Here is a 21,083-nt window from a genome sequence, read left to right on the forward strand (position 1 = left end):
ACCCACATTTTTACAATAAAATGCTGTTGGTCGATTTTTTTTGACGTTAGTCTATTTTCCTTCAATCCGGTTGCGATATGTGGTAATTTAGTGTTCACAAATTTTCACCTGAAAACTTGTAAAACCAATTAATAACCACAAAATTATTTTACATGAAAAGAACATCTATTCACTGCTTCTTTCTCATTCTGTTTACCTTTTCCGTCAGTCTTCTGAATGCTCAGTCAGCAGTTCTGGCCACAGGAACAAATGCATCAGGAGGCAACGGCTCGGTTTCGTACAGCGTAGGCCAAACAGCATACCTGTATAAGGGAGCAAATTCCGAAATATTGGAGGGGGTACAGCAAGGCTATGAAATTATAGCGCTCTCTACCAGCGAAACCTTATCAAAGCAAGAAGGTATTTTACTTTACCCGAATCCTACCAGAGATTACCTGTATATAGATTTTACTTCGCTTCCTTACAAAGGATCAGAATATCAGCTATATGATGCACAAGGTAAGCTGGTCAAAAAAGATGTGATCTCACAGTCGAAATCTGAGCTTAATCTTTCTTCCCTTCCTTCAGCGGTCTATATTATCAGGATCAATCAGAAGGGAGAAAATCTAAAAACATTTAAAGTCATCAAAAAATAACGCCATGAAAAAAATATTACTTTCTCTGGGGATCATGCTGGGCTTATTCATAGCACAGGCACAGGCTCCGGAAAAAATGAGCTACCAGGCTGTCATGAGAAATGGATCGGGTCAGCTTCTTATCAATCAAAGCATTGCCGTCAAAGTAAGCATTTTACAGGGTTCTCCTGCCGGAACGCTGGTTTATTCTGAAAGACTGACCGGAAACACAAATCCTAACGGACTGATCAGCATGGAAATAGGAACAGGAACTGTACTTTCAGGAACCTTCTCTGCCATAGACTGGCCTACAGGAAGTTACTATCTAAAAACCGAGACCGACCCTGCCGGCGGTACCAATTATACGATAACAGGAACAAGTCAGCTTTTAAGTGTACCTTATGCCATGTATGCCAAATCTGCGGGCGGAACCGGCGGAAGCTTCACGATCCCTTATACCAACACTGTAAACAATGCTTCCACTTTATTTTCTCTGATTAATGACGGGGATGGAACTTCTGTGGAGGGGATCAATAATACAACCACCTCAAGTATTTCTTCGGTAAGGGGGATTGTAAATAATGTATCTCCAGGTGGATTTTCCAGTGGTGTCCGGGGTATCAATAATGGAACCGGCGGACTCGGAGTTGGGGTCTGGGGAAGTCAAAACGGAAGCGGCTGGGGGGTCTACGGCGTTACACCTAACGGATTGGGAGTATATGGAAATGCAAGTGCCAACGGAACCGGAGTATATGCCAACAGCAACACAGGAACCGGACTTACTGCAACCAGTAATAACGGAATTCCTGCAAGCATTTCTATTTTCAATAATGCCAATAACAATAATGCCCTCAATGTTTCAAGTGTCGGAAACGGAACTGTTGTGAATGTAACCACTACAGGCAACGGAGCCGGAGTCCGAAGTTCTACTGCTGCCGGATTCAGTCTGCACGGAATTACAAGTGCACAAACCTCTGCCGGTGTCGTAGGTGACAATAACGGAAATGGTGAAGCGGTGGTAGGAAGAACAACCAGTGATATTGCAGGTGCGGTGGTAGGACGTAATGACGGAGGAGGCTATGGTGTAAGAGGTTTTGTAGCAACGAATACTACCGGTACTTCCATCGGTGTCTTCGGACAGGTTGGCCTTAATAGCGGAAAAGGAAGAGCAGGAAGGTTCGAAAACGTTAATGCAACGAATGATTTTAATACTTTAGAGGTGGAAACCAATGGTGCCGGGAACATTCCTGATAATACAGAGGGTAATGCATCTTCATTTCTTGTAAATAATACGAACAGTGTAGGTGCTGCAGTAAGAGGTGAAGTGAAAACAATTTTTGGGAACTTCGGTGCTGCCGGTATTTTTGGTATCTCATCCGGAACAGGAGGTTTCGCAGGTTTATTTCATGCGAGTAATACCTCCGGGAATGGGCCAGCATTAGTGGCTATTACCGATGGAAACGGAAATGCCATTACCGCAAATGCCAGCAAGGACGGAAATGCCGTAGAAGCCAATATAGACGGAGCAGGAAATGCGCTTTATGCATGGGTTCCTTCTTTTGCAACCGGACGTGCAGGAAGATTCAACATTTTCAATGACGCCAATACCAGCGATGTTATAACAGTAACCACCGTAGGGAACGGTACTGCAGGAAATTTTAAGGTTGACAAAGTAACGGGTACTTCACCAGCTGTAAAAGGTGAAGTCAATTCACAATTCGCCAATTTCGGAACTGCCGGTGTCTATGGATTATCCTCAGGAACAGGAGGTTACGGAGGCCTTTTCTATGCCAGCAACCCATCAGGAAACGGGCCTGCCCTGATCGCCATTGCAGACGGAAACGGAAACGGGATTACTGCTAACGCATCCAATACCGGTGATGGTGTAGAAGCTACTGTAGATGGATCAGGATCCGCAATTTATGGATGGGTACCGAACTTCGGAACAGGAAGAGCCGGCCGGTTTACCAATTTCAATACCGCCAACGGCCAAACCGTTCTGGATGTTCGTAATGACGGTACCGGAGCTGCCGCAATGATAGATCACAGAGGCTCATCAGGGAATATACTGATAATGAGAAATGTGGGCACCAATGTGGCGAGGGTGAATAAGTCAGGGACAGGTTTTTTCAATGGCGGAACACAAAACAGCGGTGCAGACGTTGCTGAAGCATTTGATGTGGAAGGAAAGACTTCAGAATATGAACCTGGTGACATTTTAATTATTTCAACCAACTCAGACCGTACAGTAGAAAAATCATCAAAACCTTATTCCAACCTCGTAGCCGGAGTGTATGCAACAAAACCAGGCGTGCTCCTTACCGAAGAGAATATAGATTCTGAGCTTACAGGAAAAGTTCCGATGGGTGTTATTGGAGTGATCCCGACAAAAGTTTGTCTTGAAGGTGGTAAAATTAAAAGAGGAGATCTTCTGGTTACTTCATCAAAAACGGGAACAGCCATGAAAGCCAACCCTAAAAAGGTAAAAATAGGACAGGTGATTGGAAAAGCGCTTCAGGACTACGACCAAAACTCTATTGGTAAAATTAAAGTATTGGTAAACATTAAATAAACGATCATGAAATCACTATATATCATTTCATTTTTAGCATTAAGCGTGTCCGCTTATGCTCAGGAAAACAAGAAAGTTCAGGAATCCGAAGATCAGGCTCAGATCGTGAAACAGCTCAGAGAAAGGGAAGCCCAACAGGCAAAGGATCTTCAGGAAAATACACTCCAAAAACAGACCGTGACCACTCTGGTTTCAGAACAGGGGCTTGAGGTAAAGAAACAGGCCACAAAAGCTCAGAATTCCAGCTCAAATAATTCTTCAGGAAAACTGCTGCCCAATACGGCAACATTAGACGAAATAAAAGCTTCAATTCCCAACAGACAGACATCCCGCACTGGTACAGCAAATCCAGGGAAAACGAGCAGTAATGCCGTAGGTCTGCCCAATACGGCAACTCTGGAAGAAATCAAGAAAACCATTCCAAAAAACTGATAACATAACCAGATTTCAAACAAAAAAGTCCGTTCCAGCGCGGACTTTTTTTATTTTTAAGTTCAATAGCTATTTTCATATCCAAACTTCAGTTTTCCTGAGCTTGAAACGATGCTTTTAATCCCAGTCTGCCGCTACAAATTTCATAGAATTTCCTCTGTCATCAGACAAGGTAAGAAAATGCCCTTCTATGGAATAACGGGTCATTTTATCGAATTTCCGGGTGAAAGCTGTTTCCAGTTCCATATTCTGACAGGCTTTCAACGTACTCCCGACTCCTGAGATTTTTACTTTTCCTCCGTTTTTAAATTCGGAAGTAAAAAATATACTGTTGCATCCCATATGGGCGGAACCCTTTATTTTTCCTTTTTCCATAATATCTGTCAGGTTGATCCCGGCCTTATTTCTAATCAGTTCTTCTTTGGAAAACTGATCGAAGGAGACCAGCATCCACTGTCTTTGAAGAGCTGGATTTTTTTCAGGAACTGCAGAACAGTTTACCACAGCTCCCAGAAATAAAACTGCAAAAAATGCTGTAAGTATTTTTTTCATGTGGGGTATCCTTCCATTTTCATACCATTCCGGGACAGAATATCGTAAAAATTAGTAAATTAGCGACACAAAAATTATTTTATAAAATGAAAAGACTATTTCTACTGTTCACTTTCTTATTGGGCTTTGCCCAGATGAGGGCGGATGAGGGGATGTGGCTGTTAATGCTCATCAAAAGACTTAACGGGGTCGATATGCAAAAAGAAGGACTGCATTTGACACCTGAAGAAATTTATTCGGTAAACAATTCAAGCTTAAAGGATGCTATCGTAAGTTTTGGAGGCTTCTGTACAGGAGAAATTGTTTCTGACAAAGGACTTATCTTCACGAACCACCACTGTGGTTACGGTGCCGTTGCTGCTGCTTCCACTCCGGAAAAAGATTATCTGAAAAACGGATTCTGGGCTATGAAGCAAAAAGATGAATTCAATGCAAAGGATCTCTATGTAAGATTTTTGGTAAGAATGGATGATGCTACACAGAGAATCAATTCCAAGCTTAACAACAACATGACCGGAGCAGAGAGAAAAGCAGTCATTGATGCTGAAACCAAAGCCATCCAGACTGAAAACTCCGAAAACGGAAAATACACGGTAGTTGTAAAAGATTTCTTTAACGGAAATGAGTTCTACTATTTCGTATATCAGGATTATAAAGATATCAGATTGGTAGGTGCACCTCCTTCATCATTGGGTAAATTCGGAGGTGATACCGATAACTGGGAATGGCCAAGACATACCGCTGACTTCACTGTGTTCAGAGTATATGGAGATGCAGCAGGAAATCCAGCAGAATTTTCTCCAAGCAATGTTCCATTGAAGCCTAAGCACTTCCTTCCGGTTTCTCTTAAAGGAATCAAGCCTGGAGATTTCTCTATGATCCTGGGATACCCTGGAAGAACAAACCGTTACCTTACTTCTTACGGAATCCAGCAGATGGTTAACAAAGACTATCCGGCTTGGGTAGAAGCTTCCAAACTAGCTATGGATGTTATGAAAAAGTATATGAACAAGGATAAAGCAACTCAGCTTAATTATGCTTCTCAATATGCTTCTGTAGCCAACTACTGGAAAAACAGACAGGGAACTATCGATGCGGTAGACAAAAACGGAACGATCTCTGATAAACAAAAGATCGAGGATACTTTCAGAAAATGGGCTGCATTACCTGGAAATTCAGAATATGACGGTGTTTTAGAAGATATCGGAGCTTACTACAAGCAGGTTTCTGACAGAAATGTTGAAAGAAACTATGCTACCCAGTTCTCCAGAAATGCCAAATATATTACTCTTGCCCTACAGCTGGGATCTGTTCTTAAAGCTTATGCAGCTCAGGATATGCAGGGAAGACTGGCTATGAAGCCTAAAACTGAAGCAGCAATCAAAGCAGCTTACGAAAACTTCAGCCCATCTCTGGAAGGAGAAATGCTAGCTTCTATGGCTGGCCTTTACCAGTCCAGAGTAACGAATAAAGAAGTGGCATCTGCTACTATTTTAGGATTAGATTCCAAGACTCTTTCCAATGTAGCCTATGCTTCAATTTTCGCAAACAAGACTTCTGCAACGAACTTCTTGTTGAACCCGGATGCATTGAAACTTGATGCCGACCCACTTTGGAAAATCGCCAACGGAATCGTTGCCGATCAGAAAATGATGACGGAAAAGTATTCTAAAGTTGATGATAACTTTAACAAGAACAACCGTTTATTCCTGGCTGGGTTAATGAAAGCTATGCCTGAGAAAAAATTCTATCCGGATGCTAACTCTACAATAAGATTAACTTACGGAACGGTAGATAAACTTCCTGTAAGAAATGACAGAAACTACTTCGGGGTTACTGACAATTACTATACGGATATGACAGGTCTTGTAGGAAAATACAAGAAAGGAGATGAAGAATTCGACCTTCCTCAAAGAGTGATCGATCTTTATAACCTTAAAGACTTCGGTCAGTATGCTGATGCTGCAGGATATATGCCGGTAAACTTCCTTTCAAACAATGACATCACGGGTGGTAACTCCGGTTCTCCAGTAATTGACGGAGATGGAAACCTTATCGGTATTGCATTCGACGGAAACAGCGAAGCATTAAGCGGTGATATCGTATTTGAACAGGACTGGCAGAAAACAATTAACGTAGATGTACGTTTTGTTCTTTGGACAATCGACAAATATGCAGGAGCAAGAAGGCTGATCGATGAATTAAAGCTTGTAAGAGGGGAAAACACACCTCCTGATACGAAGTCTAAAAATTCAGGGACTACCCAAATGCCTAAGAAAGCAAAAAAAGTAAAATAATCTTTTTTGATATATTTTAAAACCGTGAATTTACGTTCACGGTTTTTTTTATTTTTGATTTAAAATCCTCATGATGAAACAGAAAATAGAATTTACCGGAATTATAAAGCAAAACGGATCCATGAATGCTGCTTTTGTAGAATTCCCTTTTTCTACGGAAGAGCTGTTTGGCAAAAAAGGCCAGGTAAAGATCAAAGCGTTATTTGATGACAGGGTTGAATACCGGGGCAGCCTTGCCAAAATGAAATCCGACTGTCATATTTTAGGATTAACCCAGGACATTCGGAAGCAGCTTGGAAAGACTTTCGGTGATGAGGTTTTAGTAAGTATTATCGAAGATAAAGAAGAAAGAACTATTGCCATTGCTGATGATATCGCTTCTGTTTTCAATGAAAATCCCGATGCCAAAAATCTGTTTGACACCATGAGCTATACCCACAGAAAAGAATACATCCGCTGGATTGAAGAGGCTAAGAAACCTGAAACCAGGGAAAGCAGAAAAATCAGGATGATTGAAATGATTTTGAGTGGAAAAAAGGGAGTTTAGAAATCCAAACTCCCTCAATTATTTATACTTTCAATTCTGCTTTAAGCCATTGTGCTGTGTTTCCATTTGTAATGGTAATTTTCCCATTATTATGAGTAATAGTAACTCCAAGATTGTTGACAACCGGTAGAAAATATCCTTTATTAAGATTAGTATCTATATCCCTCTGCCACAAGAACATTGCAAACTGTCCGGAATCATTCTGAAGCATTAAAGTTCCCAAAGTACTTCCAAAACCAAAAGGTTCAATCCCAATTTCGCTAACTTCATTGGCATTAAAATATTTTTTTGGAAGTAAATCAATAGATCCGTTCAGATAAGCTTTCGTTTTCTTGCCATTGGTCTGCCAGGTATGCTCCATATAATTAGCTGTTGTGGTTGCATCAATTGCAGTTGCTCCAAACTGGTGATTCCCATCTTCCAGAAATCTTGCATGAAAAGTCTGTGGTGTAAAAATAATGGGAACATTCCATTCCGGGGAAGCGTTTGCTCTTCCACCATCATACTCACCAACATATTCTGAAGCCTCTGCTACTGGTATTCCACCTTGTTGCGAAGGGGTATATCTCCATGCGTTGCCGTTATAGTTAATATTTCTTTGGGTAGAATCACCATTTCCACTCAAATTAAGAGCATGTAAAGTTCCTATAAAGTTTCCAGTGATGGAAATACCCACTACATTATCTAATTTGATAGCCTGCATCGCACCTGTGTAAAATAAATTTCCCGCAATGTTAATGCCTGCTACGTTTTCATATCTGGCACTTAAACTAAGCTTGATATAGGTGTCTACCTTCTTTTCATCATATCCTTCAAAATAGTTCCCGGTAATATTAATCCCAAAACTCCTGTCTATGACCAGACGTCCTGAAGCATCTTCAAAGCTACATCCTGAAATGTTTCCTCCGGTGGTAGTATTAATAATTTCTGATGGAATACCTCCGCCCAGAATTTTTAAATTGGTCACATTAAAAGCATTTGTTGCATTATGAAACTTAAACGCCTGATATGTTCCCTGAAAATATATAGAATTCAGTTTTGTATAATAGCAATTACTTAAATCGAAGCCTAATTTCATACCGTCAAAATTGCAATCAGTGATTCTCAGATAATGACTTGAATCTGCTTTAAGAAAAGTCTGTGCTTCAGGGACATTGCTTGTTAAAAAGTTTTTAATATGAATATTATTAGCTTTATAAGCATCGCCTGCATTATCAATAGTAAATATAATGACATCCGCTCCTCTCATACTTGAAATAAAGCAATTTTTACCATCAATAATAAGATCACCACGCTGAATATTGATTGTGGAATTTACCAAGACTTTTTCCAATCCGTAAAACGCAATTTCGTTTACTTTTCTGTTATCCTTAATATCTAAAAACACTTGATTTAATTTTGCGCTTTCATCAGTTCCATCTCCACTTACACCCCACCATCTTACATCTGCAACTTCAAATATTCTTTCATATTTATAGTTTCCTATATTTTTGGTTAATACATTGTTTACTGTGCTATCAGCAGCTCCTGTTTTTCTCCACGAATATTCCAATCCGGTAAATTCATCTGTCAATAAAATAATTTCGTCTGTTGTACTCATTTTTAATATTTTTTGATTTGTTATAGGGCAAGCATATATTGATATCTGTTCAGTATTTGTTTGTCCATATTGCAAATATCACCCTGTATAGCGACAAAACTCGACGTATTATTTTAATAAGGCCGGAAAGTTTATTTCCGGCCTTATACTCAGCAATTAAGGTTATGATGTTGGAATTCCCAGATACTTTAAATAGACATCCAGTATCTTTTTATCAAAAACCGGCTCCTCAATACCTGATCCGTCCAGAAACTGAATGACATTCGAACAGTCCCAGACATAAGTATTCTGATAAAGCTCCACCGTGGAAAGTCCTTCATGCATATTATCCTTAAACAAACTTGTTAATGGATAAAGACGATTTTTACTATCATCTTCCCACTGTTTCCTCCACTCTTTGTAAGGAAGTCCCTCAAGAGTAAGCGGGTAATATTTCTTCAGGAGCATAAAGAAATCTTCAAGGGTAAGATTGGTTTCCGGTCTTGCGATCAGATTAAACTTTTTACCGATCGCCTCTTTATTTTTTGTGATATGAGCCATTGCTTTGGTCATATAGTCTACCGTAATCAATCCTTCTCTCAATTCAGTAAGCAAGGGATAAGATTTAAATTCAACACAGTTTTTTACAAGTCCAGACCACCATTGGTAAGGAGCGCTGGCCCCTGTCCGGCTGTGACACATGGCATAGCCAAGACGATAAGTAATTAACGGAAGTCCTTGTTTAGCGGCAAGATCAGCCACCGCTTCCATGACCCATTTACTTCTTACATACCCGATATCCTTGCTTACAGACATCAGATTCTGGGCAATATCATCACTTTCCAGCATTACTTTTTTCCCAGTGAAAATATGCCCCCAACTGTAAACAGAAATAGTAGATAACAGGGCCAGACATTTGGTTTTCACGGCACCTGCAAGCTTTATAATTTCCCTTAATCCTTCCACATTAGGTGCTTTCATATAAGAATAAGGTTCTATAAAATTAACAGAACTGCCGGAGTGATAAATAAGATCCAGCATCCCCGCAATATTTTTGAACCTTTCTTCAGAAAGACCTAATAACGGAAGAGACAGATCTCCTATTACCGGGATAATTCTAGGCTTCTGTTCTTCTTTTCTGTCAATATGATATTGTTTATAGCACCGGTCTATTTTATCTATCGCATGAAATTCATCCTGGGCCCTTACGAGACAGTAAATATCAGCTGATGTAGTATCTAAAAGTTCCTGGAGCAAATGGATTCCGACAAATCCGGTAACTCCGGTCAGAAATATTTTTTTAGGATTTTCCAGCTGTTCAGGATCAAAACCTCCTGCAAAAACGGTCCCCGGGGCCAGGTAAACATCCTGCTGAAGGGCTACATATGGCTCTACATCTTCCTCAGGAACTGCACTTTGAGCCTCTTTCGTTCTGGATATCAGCTCATTGGAAAGCTCTTTAAGAACCGGAAACTGGTAAATATCCCGCATATAAACTTTGGTTTCCAATCTGGAATTCAAGGCAGTGGCCACTATGGCAACAAGCAGAGAATTTCCACCTATATCAAAGAAATTATCGGTAATATTAATGACGGGACGCTCCAGCTCTTCAGCCCAGATATCTGCTATAATCCTTTCAGTTTCGTTGGTAGGAGGTTCTGTAGAAATAAGTTCTCTTGCCTCTTTATCTGCAAGTTCCTTTAGCAAATGGGTGTCAGTTTTTCCATTAGGAGTAAGGGGTATTTTATCAATAGTTATGATCTGGGCGGGAATCATATAGCCCGGAAGCTCTTCTTTCAGTTGTTGTCTTACCCATGCAGCATCTGCTTTTTCTTCAGATTTCAGTAAGATAAAGGCTACAATATATTTATTGCTTCCATGATCTTTTGTAATGACAGCAGCTTCCTGTATTCCTTCCAACCGGGTAAGGCTGCGTTCAATTTCTCCCAATTCCACCCGGAAACCTCTAATTTTCACCTGATTGTCTATTCTCCCTAAAAATTCAATATCTCCATCAGGTTTCCAGCGGGCAAGATCGCCGGTGCGGTACAGTCTTTCATTTCCTCTGAATGGATTTTCAACAAATTTCGAAGCGGTAAGCTTTTCATTGTTAAGATAACCTTTAGCCAGAAGCGTTCCTCCTATATATAATTCTCCCACGGCTCCTACGGGCAATAATTCTCTGTCTTCTCCTAAAATGTACGCCTGCGCATTGGCTATTGGCTTCCCTATTGAAGAAATGTATTGTCCATTTATATCTTTAACTTTTCTGAAAGTAGCATAGACCGTACATTCGGTAGGACCGTAGTAATCAATCAATTCATAGCTCAATTCGCTGGTAAGCACAGGCTTGAGCTTTTCTCCTCCTGTAAAAAGGTACTTAAGATCTATATTATTATATTTCCGGGTTTCTTCAACAACAGCCGGTACAAGAACCGAAGGTGCAAACCCATGGGTAATTCTGTTCTTTTGATAAAATTTAACAAGCGCTGATGCTTCCACCCTGTCTTCGTTGTCAGCTATAAAGATAACAGCACCGGAAGTAAGTGCTGACCAGGTTTCCCATACGGAAATATCAAATGCAAGCCCGGCAACAAGGGTAAGCCGCGAGGTGTGATCAACATGAAAATACTGGTTGTGCCAGACCGCCAGGTGCTGGATGCTATGGTGGGAAATCATAACACCTTTAGGATTTCCTGTTGATCCGGAGGTGTAAATGGTATATGCCAACGCCTCCTGATGTAAAGTAATATCAGGCAGTTCAGTTGGTAAATAGTCCAGGCTTTCCTGATGGTCCAGGTAAAATATTTCAGTCCCCTCCGTTAATAAATTTCCATGGGCAGTATCGGTAATAATAATTTCTGCTGAAGTGTCTGCCAGGATGTATTCTACCCGTTTTACCGGATAAACAGGATCTACAGGAACATAAGCGGCCCCGGTTTTCAAAATTCCAAGGATGGCAATAAGCCATTCCAATGAACGGTCCAGCCATACCGGGACAAATATTCCTTCTTTTATTCCTTTTTCCAACAGGATATTTGCCAGTTGATTGCTTTTCTGATCAAGCTCCCGATAACTTATTTGTTTTTCCTGATAAACAGCAGCAATATTTTCCGGGTGAAGTAACACCTGTTTTTTGAAAAGAGAAACCAGTGTTTCTTCCTTGGGATAATCCCAATTTGTTTCATTAAAACTATTAAGAAGTTTTTCTCTGTCTTCAGTAGACAAAAGAACAGGTACACTAGCAGGCTGCCCCGCCGGTGATGGTATTGTATTCGGCATATTAGTTTGTTTTGGTGGTGATAATAGGGTCAAATGATCTGCATTAAGCAGCCTTCCAGACATATTAATATATCTAGTACAGATTAAATAGCTAGAATACTGTAGCTTCTATACTATTCTCATTCAAAAATTTAAATGATTAAGTCGTGTTAATGAATTTCTCTTTCATAATGCAATATTTTTAAAAATTTGGTAATCAAATTTAACATAATATTTAGTATGAGCAAGAATTTATCAGAAAACAATAGGTAGCATTATTTAAAGAAAATAACAAGAGAACATTCTCATAATTTTGAAAATGACAGGAAATATCAAATAAATTAGAATCCTTTTCCGGAATTAGACTATTCCGGAATTTTAGCATTATACATTCCAGAACTCCCGATCCAGGCTTCTGTATTGTATAGCTTCTGAGATATGATGAGACAATATATTTTCTGCCCCCTCCAGATCAGCTGCTGTTCTGGCTACTTTCAGGATACGGTCGTAAGCTCTGGCAGAAAGATTCAGTTTTTCCATAGCCAGTTTAATAAGCTGCAGCGAGGCTTCGTCTAAACTGCAAAAGGCTTCAATTTCTTTAGGACCTATCTGCGCGTTATAACTGATATTAAGATCTTTATACCGTTCATTCTGAATGCTGCGTGCTTTCAGGACACGTTGTCTTATATCTGCACTTTTTTCTCCTTTTCTTTTTTCTGCCAACTGTTCAAATTCCACTTTCTGTACTTCAATATGGATATCAATCCTGTCTAATAAAGGCCCGGAAAGCTTGTTCATATACCGCTGCATTTCGTAAACGGATGAGGTATTTCCCGGATCATCAGGAAAAAACCCACTGGGACTCGGATTCATAGAAGCAACCAACATAAAGCTTGCAGGATAGTTTACGGTAAATCTGGCCCTGGAAATTGTTACTTCCCGGTCTTCGAGGGGCTGTCTCATCACTTCCAGGACCGTTCTTTTAAACTCCGGCATCTCATCCAGGAATAAAACCCCATTGTGAGCAAGCGAAATTTCTCCAGGCTGGGGATAGCTTCCTCCTCCTACCAATGCAACATCTGAAATAGTGTGATGCGGGGAACGGAAGGGACGGACGGTCATCAGAGAGGTTTCAGCACCCATTTTACCGGCAACGGAATGTATTTTTGTTGTTTCCAGGGCTTCTTTTAACGTTAAAGGAGGAAGAATACCCGGCACTCTTTTGGCAAGCATGGTTTTTCCGCTTCCGGGAGGACCGATCAGAATGATATTGTGACCGCCGGCAGCTGCAATTTCCATCGCCCGCTTAGCTGTTTCCTGGCCTTTAACTTCGGAGAAATCAAACGGAAAATCATTCATTTTTTCCTGAAACTCCTTTCGGGTGTCCAGTGTAACTTTTTCGAGAGGTTTTCCTTCATTAAAAAAATCAATGACCTCTTTAATGTTTCCTGCGCCGTAAACTTCCAGATTGTCCACAATTGCTGCTTCCCGTGTATTTTGCATAGGGAGTATTATTCCTTTGAAACCTTCTTCCCGCGCCTGAATCGCAATTGGAAGCACTCCTTTTATAGGTTGGAGGCTTCCGTCAAGGGAAAGCTCACCCATAATAATGTAATCATGAATATTTTCAGCATGGATCTGACCTGATGCGGCAAGAATGCCTACAGCAATGGAAAGATCATAAGCCGCTCCTTCCTTCCGGAGATCTGCAGGCGCCATGTTGATTGTAATTTTTTTACCCGGAATTTTGTATCCTACGTTCTTCAATGCAGCGGAGATTCTGTAACTGCTTTCTTTGATGGCATTATCGGGTAGGCCCACAAGGTGATACCCTACTCCACCGGTGTCTACATTGACTTCAATGGTAATGGTTTGCGCGGCAACCCCGTGGATTGCGCTGCCATAAATTTTAACTAACATGATTGGTGTTTTTTGTAAAAATAAATAATATATTATTTTAAAAAATCACCTTTGTGCGGATAGTTTTCCTTTAGAAAATATATTTTGAAACAAATTATTCTTAAAAAAGACAAACCGGCACAGATTATCTCCATACCGGCTTACCATTGATTAAAAAAAACTAATTAAGGAATCTATATACCATTATTTTTTGATGAATTTATTCTTATAGGATTTTCCTTCTGAATCTTTGGAAAGAATAATATAATTTCCGGGTACAAGCCTGCTTACGTCAATGGCTTCATTAAACCGGTGATCTTTCTTCTGCAGGACTACTTTACCTGACATATCCAGAATAGAAATCTCTTTGTACATCTTATCAGATTCTTTTCCGATGTAAAGGAACTGCGCTGTAGGATTCGGGTATACTTTCAGGCTATTTTCTTTTCGTTTTACTTCGTCAGTTCCTAGGCTGCAGAATTCCCAACTTCCGAAATTGACTTTTACAAAGTTTCCGGTTCCTAAAAACTCACACTGATCCGGGCAATATTCCGTACATGCATAAAATCCGTATTCTCCCGATTCCGTTGCCACATAACTATCTCCCGTTACCCCATTGATGACGCAGGGATCTCCCGGCGAAGGCGGCGGGCTGCTGGGAATGCATCTGTACCAGACATGGGTTCCGTACAGATCAGGGAAAGCATCATCGAATTTTACGGATGCACCTGTACATACATTAAGCTCTCCTGCTCCTACCACCTCAAAGGTTCCGGGAGCCATCGTGCTGATCATTGCAGGAAGCGCATAAGCAAAGCCATCTGCCATTATTGCAGGGCTTTCCGCAGTACAGTCGCCCTGTGTAACCGCTACTTTAAAATAATAAAGCTGGTCATCATTTCCATTAATGGTAAGGGTTTGTGAGGTTGCCCCGGGAATTGCAGTCCAGGGATTGTTATTGGGTGTTTGCCAGGTCCATTCTTGTTTGTACCACTGGTAAGTTCCGAATGCCTGCGTCGAAAGTACTTCTGTTTCGGTGTTGCAGAACAGAACTTTATCAGGGTATTTCAGGCCCAGCCTCGGACTTGTAATGGTGGGGTTGCACTGTGCTTTCATATTCATTAAGGCCATGAAAAGGAAAGCCAAAAAAATCAGTTTTGGTTTCATATGTTAAATATTTAATGGTTTGATATATTTAGAGGCATCAGTCTAATAAAAGCCTGATCCCGAATTTCATATTGAAGTTTAAAGGTTTTTCTTTATAAATGGTATTAAGCTGGCTGTCATTCTTGAAATGGTAACCAATTCCGGGCTCTGCATATATTCCGATCTTATCGATAATCTTCACCTGCAATCCTACCGCTGAATTCACGGAAACCTGTACGGGTTTAGTATCAAGCTTCTCTTCCTGTGTATCCTGCACTTCATCGTCAACGATATACTGGGTTTTAAGCTTTCCTGCGACTGCTTTTTCAGCAAGCACACCTCCGGTAACATATCCTGTAAAACGCCCTTTCTGAATCACATTATAATTGACCTGCACAGGAATACCTATATAATGAACGCTCTGATCACCTTTTATGTAATTTGAATTGCTTCCTGAGTGAAGTTCTGAGGTAAGTTTTGTATAATTCACCCCTGTTCCTATCCCCCATCTTTTTCCAAGGTTGTAATATACAGATACTCCAAATGTAACGGGAACCTTATGCCTTATCCTGGCTTCCACTTCTTTACTTTGATTAGCCAAAAGCACTTCTGTAAGCGGATCAGGGTCTGTCCCGGAAATCCACATATCGCTAAAAGTCATAGGCGCTCCGCTGATGGAAGTGTAGCCCGGAAATTTTTGTTCGGAAGAATTGGAGGAAACATTGCCTGTAAGCATGCTCAGCATCCATTTCCTTGATTTACGGCCAGAAATTTTAGGCTTATCATTAGCGGCAAACTTTTCCGGAAACTTCTCATTATTATTAAAATTCTCTCCCGCATTTTGTTCATTCAGCACCGGATTTTCATTGATTGGAGAAATGCCAGAAACAGGAGGTTCTTTTTTAGTTAAAAGGTTTACTTCGCTTTCTCTTTCTCCGTGTCCCGGAATTGTTGTAGGACTATCTGTTATTTTTTTGCCCAATACATGATCTAAAATGTTATGAACACTCATCTTTCCTGCCGGCTGATCTCCCTGGCTGCTATACTTATCACCTGATACAGTATTGATTGGATCGTCTGTATCTGTTTTTACCTGCTTTTCGTGTTTTGTATCGTTTTGCTTAAAACTATCTGCGTTTTCAACATTTTTTGATATTTGAGGTCCTGTTTTATCTGCATTCATTTCCAGCAGGAATTTTCCTGTAAAGAACAACATGGCAATAGCTGCTGCCATTCCGCCAATACGGTACAGCAATGTATTTGTTTTAACGGGAGGAATTGTTTTGTCTTCTTTTTTGTCATCATTTTGCAACATCAAACCTCCGGCAATTCCTTTGTCTTCTTCTCCGGAAAAAAGTTCGTCTTTAATATCATCCCACAGCCCATCCGGAACATCCTCTTCGTGGTCTTCCATTTTCCTGTGCAGGTCATTCAGCCACTGATTATTCATATTGTGCTTTTTTTGACATTTTAAATTCTTTAATTTTCTGGACCAGCAGCCCTTTTGCCCTATGAAACTGGGAAGCAGAAGAGTTTTCTGCTATTCCTAAAAGTCCGGCAATTTCTTTATGGCTTTTTTTCTCAAATACAAACAGGTTAAAAACAGTTCTGTACCCATCCGGAAGCGACCGGATCATTTTCATAATAGCTGCCTGAGGAATTTCCTCAAGATCGGGTTCTTCATCATTGGGAATATCAGGATATTCCGCGAAATCATCGGTTGTTGTAATGCCGGAATGCTGTCTTATATGCTTTAAAGCTTCGTTCACGGTAATGCGGATCATCCATGCCTTCAATGAACCATTGCCTCTGTATTCAAATGTTTCTATTGAGCGAAACATCTTAATAAAGCTGTTCTGGAGAACATCATGAACATCATCTTTTCCTGAAAGATAACGGGAACAGACTCCGGCAAGGTTTCCGGAATAGTTTCCGAAAAGTTCTTTCCAGGCAGCTTCTTCCTTCGTGAGAAGGCGTCTTATCAAAATCTGCTCCTTGTTTTCTTCCATGTATGATTGAGGTCCGGGTTTTGATACCGATTAAAATTTTAAAGCAAAAATAGACTGCATCCGGCAAACCACAATCTATTGTCTATATTTTATGAATATTAATTCGTTTTTATGCAGTATGGAAAATTATAGTAAATAGGCTCAAAAGGGTTAAGTGCCGTTCCATTTACGGTAATTTTTTCTGCTGCCAGAGCAAATCTCAAGGTGTAATCCAATCCGGAAAAGTAACCTTTCTGTTTTGCTGCCAATGTTACAACTGTTTTTTTATTGACTCCATCTACGGGAATCTGAAGTTCAAGATCTTTGGGTGCAAAAGTGAGTTCTACCCAATTTTTATCCGCATTTACTGCAGCGTTATAGTTGAGGTTATATTTCACTTTTCCCATTGCTGCTAAGGCATTCTGCACTTTTACAGGATCTTTTACTACTGCCGTTACAATTTCTTTCAAGGGAAACTCAGGAAATGTCAATGTATCTTTTTTTATTTTAAAGTCAACAATCTTCTCTGCTTTGAGCTCTCCCTGTACCGTAATCAGCCTTCCTTTGTAATTGCCGTTAATATTTTCCAGCTTTACAGGTGGTACCTCTATCCTGTCCTCATTCATGCATGAGAACAGGGAAAAGAGGATTGAGATAACCAAAACGGCGGTAATCACTTTAAGTACTATTAAATTCTTCATTTCATTATTTTTTTAACATTAAACATTAATTATATTGAGTACTCATTTATAAAATCCGGTTTTTGGGAAATCTTGCGTGGAATTTTGAAAAAAGGGGAATTATTTTTGCAATTCGTTGATTTACTGTGGATAAAATTTGCAACCAATTTCTTTTCTTTTAGAAAAATTTAAGTGGGCCCCATCTATCTTGCAATAACTAAGCATTTAGTTTACTAGGAATCAAAAACTATAATGTAATAATAAACAGGAAAGTTTACCCTTAAGAAAAAATAGCAAACGAAAATTGATCAATAACAACGAACTTCCTGAAAATCAAAACAAAAAGTCGTAAATTTATTATGTAAAAAACAGTGTTTTCCCCCTTTTGCAGAGTTGAGCAGTTACCTAATTTTGTTATAAAACTAAAACCCATAAAAATGAAGACTCTCTTTTCAATCAAAGACTTAAGTTCACTTTTTGTTGTACTTATCGTAAGCTTTTGCATGTTAAGTTGCACCCGTTGCTCCGAACCACCTAAGGAACCTGTAAGCGACAGTTATAAAAAGAAACTGATCAGCTATCGTGAAGGCAGAATATTGTATGACGAATACTCCAGAACCAACAACGCAATTCTTACCAAATACCGAAACGGAGAACCCGATTCAAGATGGTACTGGTTTTCTGTGGAAGATCTGGAGGGTTATATTCATTACGTAAAGGAAACGGCTAAAAAACAGCATCTTAAAAACCCCGGAATCAGGATTTATATGGGAAAATACCCGATGAACCATCCCAGAAATAAAATGGCAAAACCTGAGTATGCCGGCTATCAGACTATATTTCTGGTGCCGACTGCTCAAGGTTTAAAACAAGACAATCCTAATGTAAAGTCCAGAGCAATTATTTCAACGGACGAAAATAAAAATCTGACAGACATGGAAGTTCTGAATATGACCAATTTGGCTCCTCCTCCTAAAGTATCCACAGCCGATATGCCTTAAAAATAAAAGTCATGAACTGGAACATAGAAATAGGGAAGCAAATATCTATGGTGATATCGCTTCTGGTGATCGCTTTGATGGTCATCAAATACAGGAAAATCGGGAAAGAGAATTTGTTTTTTATCGCAGGATATATCTTATTCTCCCTGATTGATATTTTTTGCTATTTCTATTTTAAATCTACTCATCAATCTACCGAAATGTTCTATGTGATTGGCTTTCTAATGGTCGTATTCTGTATGTACCTGCTGTATTATTTTCAGCTCCTGTATTGGCACGTTCTTAAAAAATTACAGCTTTTTTTACTGGTTCTTTTTGTTGGTAATATTGCTGTAATGTTTTATACGGAGGAAGACCTGCTGCATCATTTTTCTTTTAACATGCTGTATATCAATATCCTCTTGTTGTTATTTTCCATTATTTTATTTTTATATCAGACCTTTAATTCCGATAAAATACTGGAACTTAACAATTACCTGCCTTTTTGGATATCGGTGTCTTTATTGATTCTTTTTATCGGGAGTATTCCTATCCTGTATTTCAGGACTACTGTTTCAGAACATATTTATTTTTTCATTTTGTTTATGTTGAATCTTATCAGTAACGGAATACTCATGTTAGGATTGATCTGGAATAAAACTGGACAGACTTAGATAAGCATTTTTTGAAGTATGGAAGAAAATAATTTGGTTATTACCTTCACCATTACCTTACTTATTGTCGTTTTAATGATGATCTTCATCTATGTGGTCTTTATCAAAAAGAAAACAAGCCTGCTGATAGCGCAAAAAGAAAAAGATATGCGGTTTGAGAAAGAACTGGCTACTTCACAGGTGGAAATAAAGGAACAGACGCTGAATTATATTGGCCAGGAATTGCATGATGATGTGGGTCAGAAACTCTCAGTGGTTCGTTTACGGCAAAATCAGCTGATTTCCAAACTGAAAAATGCAGAAAAGGAAGAACTAAATGAATTAAGTGAACTTTTGGGCGAATGCATCCAGGATATCAGGAATTTATCCAAAACACTGATCACGGAGCAGATTATCCATTTCGGCCTGACAGAATCCATAGAAAGAGAAGTAAAAAGGATTCAGAAACTAAAATTATTAAAAATAGATTTCATCACCCAGAAACAGGATATCGACATTTCTCCAAAACATGGACTTATACTCTTCAGGATCATTCAGGAAAGCATCAATAATATTTTAAAGCATTCCAGAGCCAAAAATGTATCCATAAGGCTGGAAGACAACCCTGACATTTTACGAATTTATATTTCGGATAATGGAAAAGGCTTTGATACCACCAAAATACAGGACGGTTCGGGATTGAAGAATATGGAACTGAGGGCAAAATTAATCCATGCTGAATTTTCCATACAGTCGGAAATTGATAAAGGAACACAGACCTCAATAACCTATCATAAACATTTAACATGAAAACTATCCCTATAGCTATCGTTGATGATCACACTCTGATGTCCAAGGCACTGGAGAACATGATCATGGAAAACCCGCAGTACAGTGTTATCATGAATTGTCCTAACGGTGAAGATTTCATAGCTGCCATAGAGAACGCTCCCGAATTGCCGGCCGTTGTGCTAATGGACATCAACATGCCTTATAAAAACGGTATAGAAACCACAGAATGGCTAACCGAGCATCATCCTGATATAAAAGTAATTGCCCTGACCATGGAAGACGATGAAAAAGTACTCATCAAAATGCTGAAAGCCGGAGCAAAAGGATATCTGCTGAAAGATATGCAGCCTGCCATTCTCTTTCAGGCAATAGATACTGTATTTGATAAAGGCAGTTTCTATACTGATTTTGTCGCCCAGAAATTATTGAAAGTAAAATCAGAAAACATAAAAAACGCTTCCCTTCTTTCCGAATTAAAGGACCGGGAAAAGGAATTCATCAAATGGGCCTGCAGCGAACTTACCTACAAAGAAATTGCGGACAAAATGTTCCTCAGCCCTAAAACCATCGACGGTTACAGGGATTCCGTCTTCACCAAGCTGGAAATAAAGAACAGAGCCGGGCTTGTCCTTTTTGCCTTAAAGCATGATCTGTGCTGATTCGGTTTTTCCTTTAAACAAACATTTATAGCTCAATATTCATCCGGTAGATTTTACAATTTTCCGGATTTTTTTGTTTTTAGTTGTATTGAAGAGTTTTGTTGTAAAAAATTATGTTTGTTTTTTTACGCAAAGTTCAATTTTTTAATGCTGTATAAGGAAAGCAAAGGAAGAATCAATTTCATTGATTCGATTAAGCAGGCTTCTTATCTGAGCTTTCATCATTTACCAGTATCTACAATCATTCGTGTAATCTGCAATCCGTGGCTAAAAACTCATCACTCATTAGAATTGTCACGCAATATAAAGACCTACCTCTTGTTGACCATCAAAAAAGGTGTTTTTCCTGCCATATAATCAGTCCTTTGCCTCTGTTTTCACTTTCTTAAATGATGGAATTTTGTCCTGTAAAATAACACTTGAAGGCGGAAC

At 39.5% G+C, this 21,083-nt stretch carries 17 protein-coding genes; 9 read left to right on the plus strand and 8 right to left on the minus strand.

The window, feature by feature from the left end; translation table 11 throughout:
- Positions 1-152 precede the first annotated feature (152 nt).
- From BUB03_RS09075 to BUB03_RS09085, 3 genes are read left to right on the plus strand one after another with little or no spacing between them, the layout of a single operon-like run.
- Positions 153-635 carry a T9SS type A sorting domain-containing protein gene (locus tag BUB03_RS09075; RefSeq protein ID WP_073062176.1) on the plus strand — a complete coding sequence of 161 codons (483 nt, stop codon included), beginning with the start codon at positions 153-155 and terminating at the stop codon, positions 633-635.
- Positions 636-639: 4 nt separating this feature from the next.
- Positions 640-3,186, plus strand: a complete 2,547-nt coding sequence (locus BUB03_RS09080; RefSeq protein WP_073062178.1) for a beta strand repeat-containing protein — start codon at positions 640-642, stop codon at positions 3,184-3,186.
- Between the two features lie 6 nt (positions 3,187-3,192).
- Positions 3,193-3,618 carry a hypothetical protein gene (locus tag BUB03_RS09085; RefSeq protein WP_073062181.1) on the plus strand — a complete coding sequence of 142 codons (426 nt, stop codon included), beginning with the start codon at positions 3,193-3,195 and terminating at the stop codon, positions 3,616-3,618.
- A 117-nt stretch (positions 3,619-3,735) separates the two neighbouring features.
- Here BUB03_RS09085 and BUB03_RS09090 read toward each other — a convergent pair whose 3' ends face one another.
- Entirely contained in the window at positions 3,736-4,170 is a 435-nt protein-coding gene (locus tag BUB03_RS09090) for an META domain-containing protein (protein ID WP_073062184.1), read from the minus strand.
- An 86-nt stretch (positions 4,171-4,256) separates the two neighbouring features.
- On the opposite strand from BUB03_RS09090, the gene BUB03_RS09095 reads away from it, so the two are divergent.
- The gene (locus BUB03_RS09095; protein ID WP_073062187.1) at positions 4,257-6,467 is read left to right on the plus strand and encodes a S46 family peptidase; all 2,211 of its coding nucleotides are present in this window, start codon (positions 4,257-4,259) and stop codon (positions 6,465-6,467) included.
- Between the two features lie 73 nt (positions 6,468-6,540).
- Positions 6,541-7,014: a YdeI/OmpD-associated family protein gene (locus BUB03_RS09100; RefSeq protein ID WP_083538886.1), complete on the plus strand. Its 474-nt coding sequence runs from the start codon at positions 6,541-6,543 to the stop codon at positions 7,012-7,014.
- 22 nt (positions 7,015-7,036) lie between these two features.
- On the opposite strand, the gene BUB03_RS09105 is transcribed toward BUB03_RS09100, so the two are convergent.
- From BUB03_RS09105 to BUB03_RS09135, 7 genes are all read right to left on the minus strand, one after another.
- A complete protein-coding gene (locus tag BUB03_RS09105; protein WP_073062192.1) occupies positions 7,037-8,614 on the minus strand; it encodes a hypothetical protein in 1,578 nt (525 codons plus the stop codon).
- Between the two features lie 162 nt (positions 8,615-8,776).
- Positions 8,777-11,875, minus strand: coding sequence for a non-ribosomal peptide synthetase family protein (locus BUB03_RS09110; protein WP_083538887.1), 3,099 nt, complete (start codon positions 11,873-11,875; stop codon positions 8,777-8,779).
- A 363-nt stretch (positions 11,876-12,238) separates the two neighbouring features.
- Positions 12,239-13,774: a YifB family Mg chelatase-like AAA ATPase gene (locus tag BUB03_RS09115; RefSeq protein WP_073062194.1), complete on the minus strand. Its 1,536-nt coding sequence runs from the start codon at positions 13,772-13,774 to the stop codon at positions 12,239-12,241.
- A 183-nt stretch (positions 13,775-13,957) separates the two neighbouring features.
- Entirely contained in the window at positions 13,958-14,920 is a 963-nt protein-coding gene (locus BUB03_RS09120) for a T9SS type A sorting domain-containing protein (protein WP_073062196.1), read from the minus strand.
- Positions 14,921-14,957: 37 nt separating this feature from the next.
- The gene (locus BUB03_RS09125; RefSeq protein ID WP_073062198.1) at positions 14,958-16,349 is read right to left on the minus strand and encodes a porin family protein; all 1,392 of its coding nucleotides are present in this window, start codon (positions 16,347-16,349) and stop codon (positions 14,958-14,960) included.
- Complete coding sequence (locus BUB03_RS09130; RefSeq protein WP_073062199.1) at positions 16,342-16,908, minus strand: RNA polymerase sigma factor; 567 nt, start codon at positions 16,906-16,908, stop codon at positions 16,342-16,344. The genes BUB03_RS09125 and BUB03_RS09130 overlap by 8 nt, the downstream gene beginning before the upstream one ends.
- A gap of 98 nt (positions 16,909-17,006) precedes the next feature.
- The gene (locus BUB03_RS09135) at positions 17,007-17,588 is read right to left on the minus strand and encodes a DUF4840 domain-containing protein (protein ID WP_040993217.1); all 582 of its coding nucleotides are present in this window, start codon (positions 17,586-17,588) and stop codon (positions 17,007-17,009) included.
- A gap of 416 nt (positions 17,589-18,004) precedes the next feature.
- Between BUB03_RS09135 and BUB03_RS09140 the strand changes: the two genes are divergently transcribed.
- Genes BUB03_RS09140 through BUB03_RS09155 form a run of 4 tightly spaced genes read left to right on the plus strand, consistent with a single transcriptional unit; the run spans position 18,005 to position 20,651 of the window.
- Positions 18,005-18,568, plus strand: coding sequence for a hypothetical protein (locus BUB03_RS09140; RefSeq protein ID WP_139258806.1), 564 nt, complete (start codon positions 18,005-18,007; stop codon positions 18,566-18,568).
- An 11-nt stretch (positions 18,569-18,579) separates the two neighbouring features.
- On the plus strand, positions 18,580-19,221 hold the full coding sequence (locus BUB03_RS09145; protein ID WP_139258808.1) for a hypothetical protein: 642 nt from the start codon (positions 18,580-18,582) through the stop codon (positions 19,219-19,221).
- Between the two features lie 18 nt (positions 19,222-19,239).
- Positions 19,240-20,010: a sensor histidine kinase gene (locus BUB03_RS09150; protein WP_040993202.1), complete on the plus strand. Its 771-nt coding sequence runs from the start codon at positions 19,240-19,242 to the stop codon at positions 20,008-20,010.
- On the plus strand, positions 20,007-20,651 hold the full coding sequence (locus BUB03_RS09155) for a response regulator transcription factor (protein WP_073062207.1): 645 nt from the start codon (positions 20,007-20,009) through the stop codon (positions 20,649-20,651). The genes BUB03_RS09150 and BUB03_RS09155 overlap by 4 nt, the downstream gene beginning before the upstream one ends.
- Positions 20,652-21,083 lie beyond the last annotated feature (432 nt).

The sequence above is a fragment of the Chryseobacterium oranimense genome (assembly GCF_900129755.1).
GTDB lineage: Bacteria > Bacteroidota > Bacteroidia > Flavobacteriales > Weeksellaceae > Chryseobacterium > Chryseobacterium oranimense.

What these genes read in the sequence shown, in the direction of transcription:
- BUB03_RS09075 (WP_073062176.1), top strand. Translation starts at nt 153, where the DNA reads ATGAAAAGAACATCTATTCACTGCTTCTTTCTCATTCTGTTTACCTTT.
- BUB03_RS09080 (WP_073062178.1), top strand. Translation starts at nt 640, where the DNA reads ATGAAAAAAATATTACTTTCTCTGGGGATCATGCTGGGCTTATTCATA.
- BUB03_RS09085 (WP_073062181.1), top strand. Translation starts at nt 3,193, where the DNA reads ATGAAATCACTATATATCATTTCATTTTTAGCATTAAGCGTGTCCGCT.
- BUB03_RS09090 (WP_073062184.1), bottom strand. Translation starts at nt 4,170, where the DNA reads ATGAAAAAAATACTTACAGCATTTTTTGCAGTTTTATTTCTGGGAGCT.
- BUB03_RS09095 (WP_073062187.1), top strand. Translation starts at nt 4,257, where the DNA reads ATGAAAAGACTATTTCTACTGTTCACTTTCTTATTGGGCTTTGCCCAG.
- BUB03_RS09100 (WP_083538886.1), top strand. Translation starts at nt 6,541, where the DNA reads ATGAAACAGAAAATAGAATTTACCGGAATTATAAAGCAAAACGGATCC.
- BUB03_RS09105 (WP_073062192.1), bottom strand. Translation starts at nt 8,614, where the DNA reads ATGAGTACAACAGACGAAATTATTTTATTGACAGATGAATTTACCGGA.
- BUB03_RS09110 (WP_083538887.1), bottom strand. Translation starts at nt 11,875, where the DNA reads ATGCCGAATACAATACCATCACCGGCGGGGCAGCCTGCTAGTGTACCT.
- BUB03_RS09115 (WP_073062194.1), bottom strand. Translation starts at nt 13,774, where the DNA reads ATGTTAGTTAAAATTTATGGCAGCGCAATCCACGGGGTTGCCGCGCAA.
- BUB03_RS09120 (WP_073062196.1), bottom strand. Translation starts at nt 14,920, where the DNA reads ATGAAACCAAAACTGATTTTTTTGGCTTTCCTTTTCATGGCCTTAATG.
- BUB03_RS09125 (WP_073062198.1), bottom strand. Translation starts at nt 16,349, where the DNA reads ATGAATAATCAGTGGCTGAATGACCTGCACAGGAAAATGGAAGACCAC.
- BUB03_RS09130 (WP_073062199.1), bottom strand. Translation starts at nt 16,908, where the DNA reads ATGGAAGAAAACAAGGAGCAGATTTTGATAAGACGCCTTCTCACGAAG.
- BUB03_RS09135 (WP_040993217.1), bottom strand. Translation starts at nt 17,588, where the DNA reads ATGAAGAATTTAATAGTACTTAAAGTGATTACCGCCGTTTTGGTTATC.
- BUB03_RS09140 (WP_139258806.1), top strand. Translation starts at nt 18,005, where the DNA reads ATGAAGACTCTCTTTTCAATCAAAGACTTAAGTTCACTTTTTGTTGTA.
- BUB03_RS09145 (WP_139258808.1), top strand. Translation starts at nt 18,580, where the DNA reads ATGAACTGGAACATAGAAATAGGGAAGCAAATATCTATGGTGATATCG.
- BUB03_RS09150 (WP_040993202.1), top strand. Translation starts at nt 19,240, where the DNA reads ATGGAAGAAAATAATTTGGTTATTACCTTCACCATTACCTTACTTATT.
- BUB03_RS09155 (WP_073062207.1), top strand. Translation starts at nt 20,007, where the DNA reads ATGAAAACTATCCCTATAGCTATCGTTGATGATCACACTCTGATGTCC.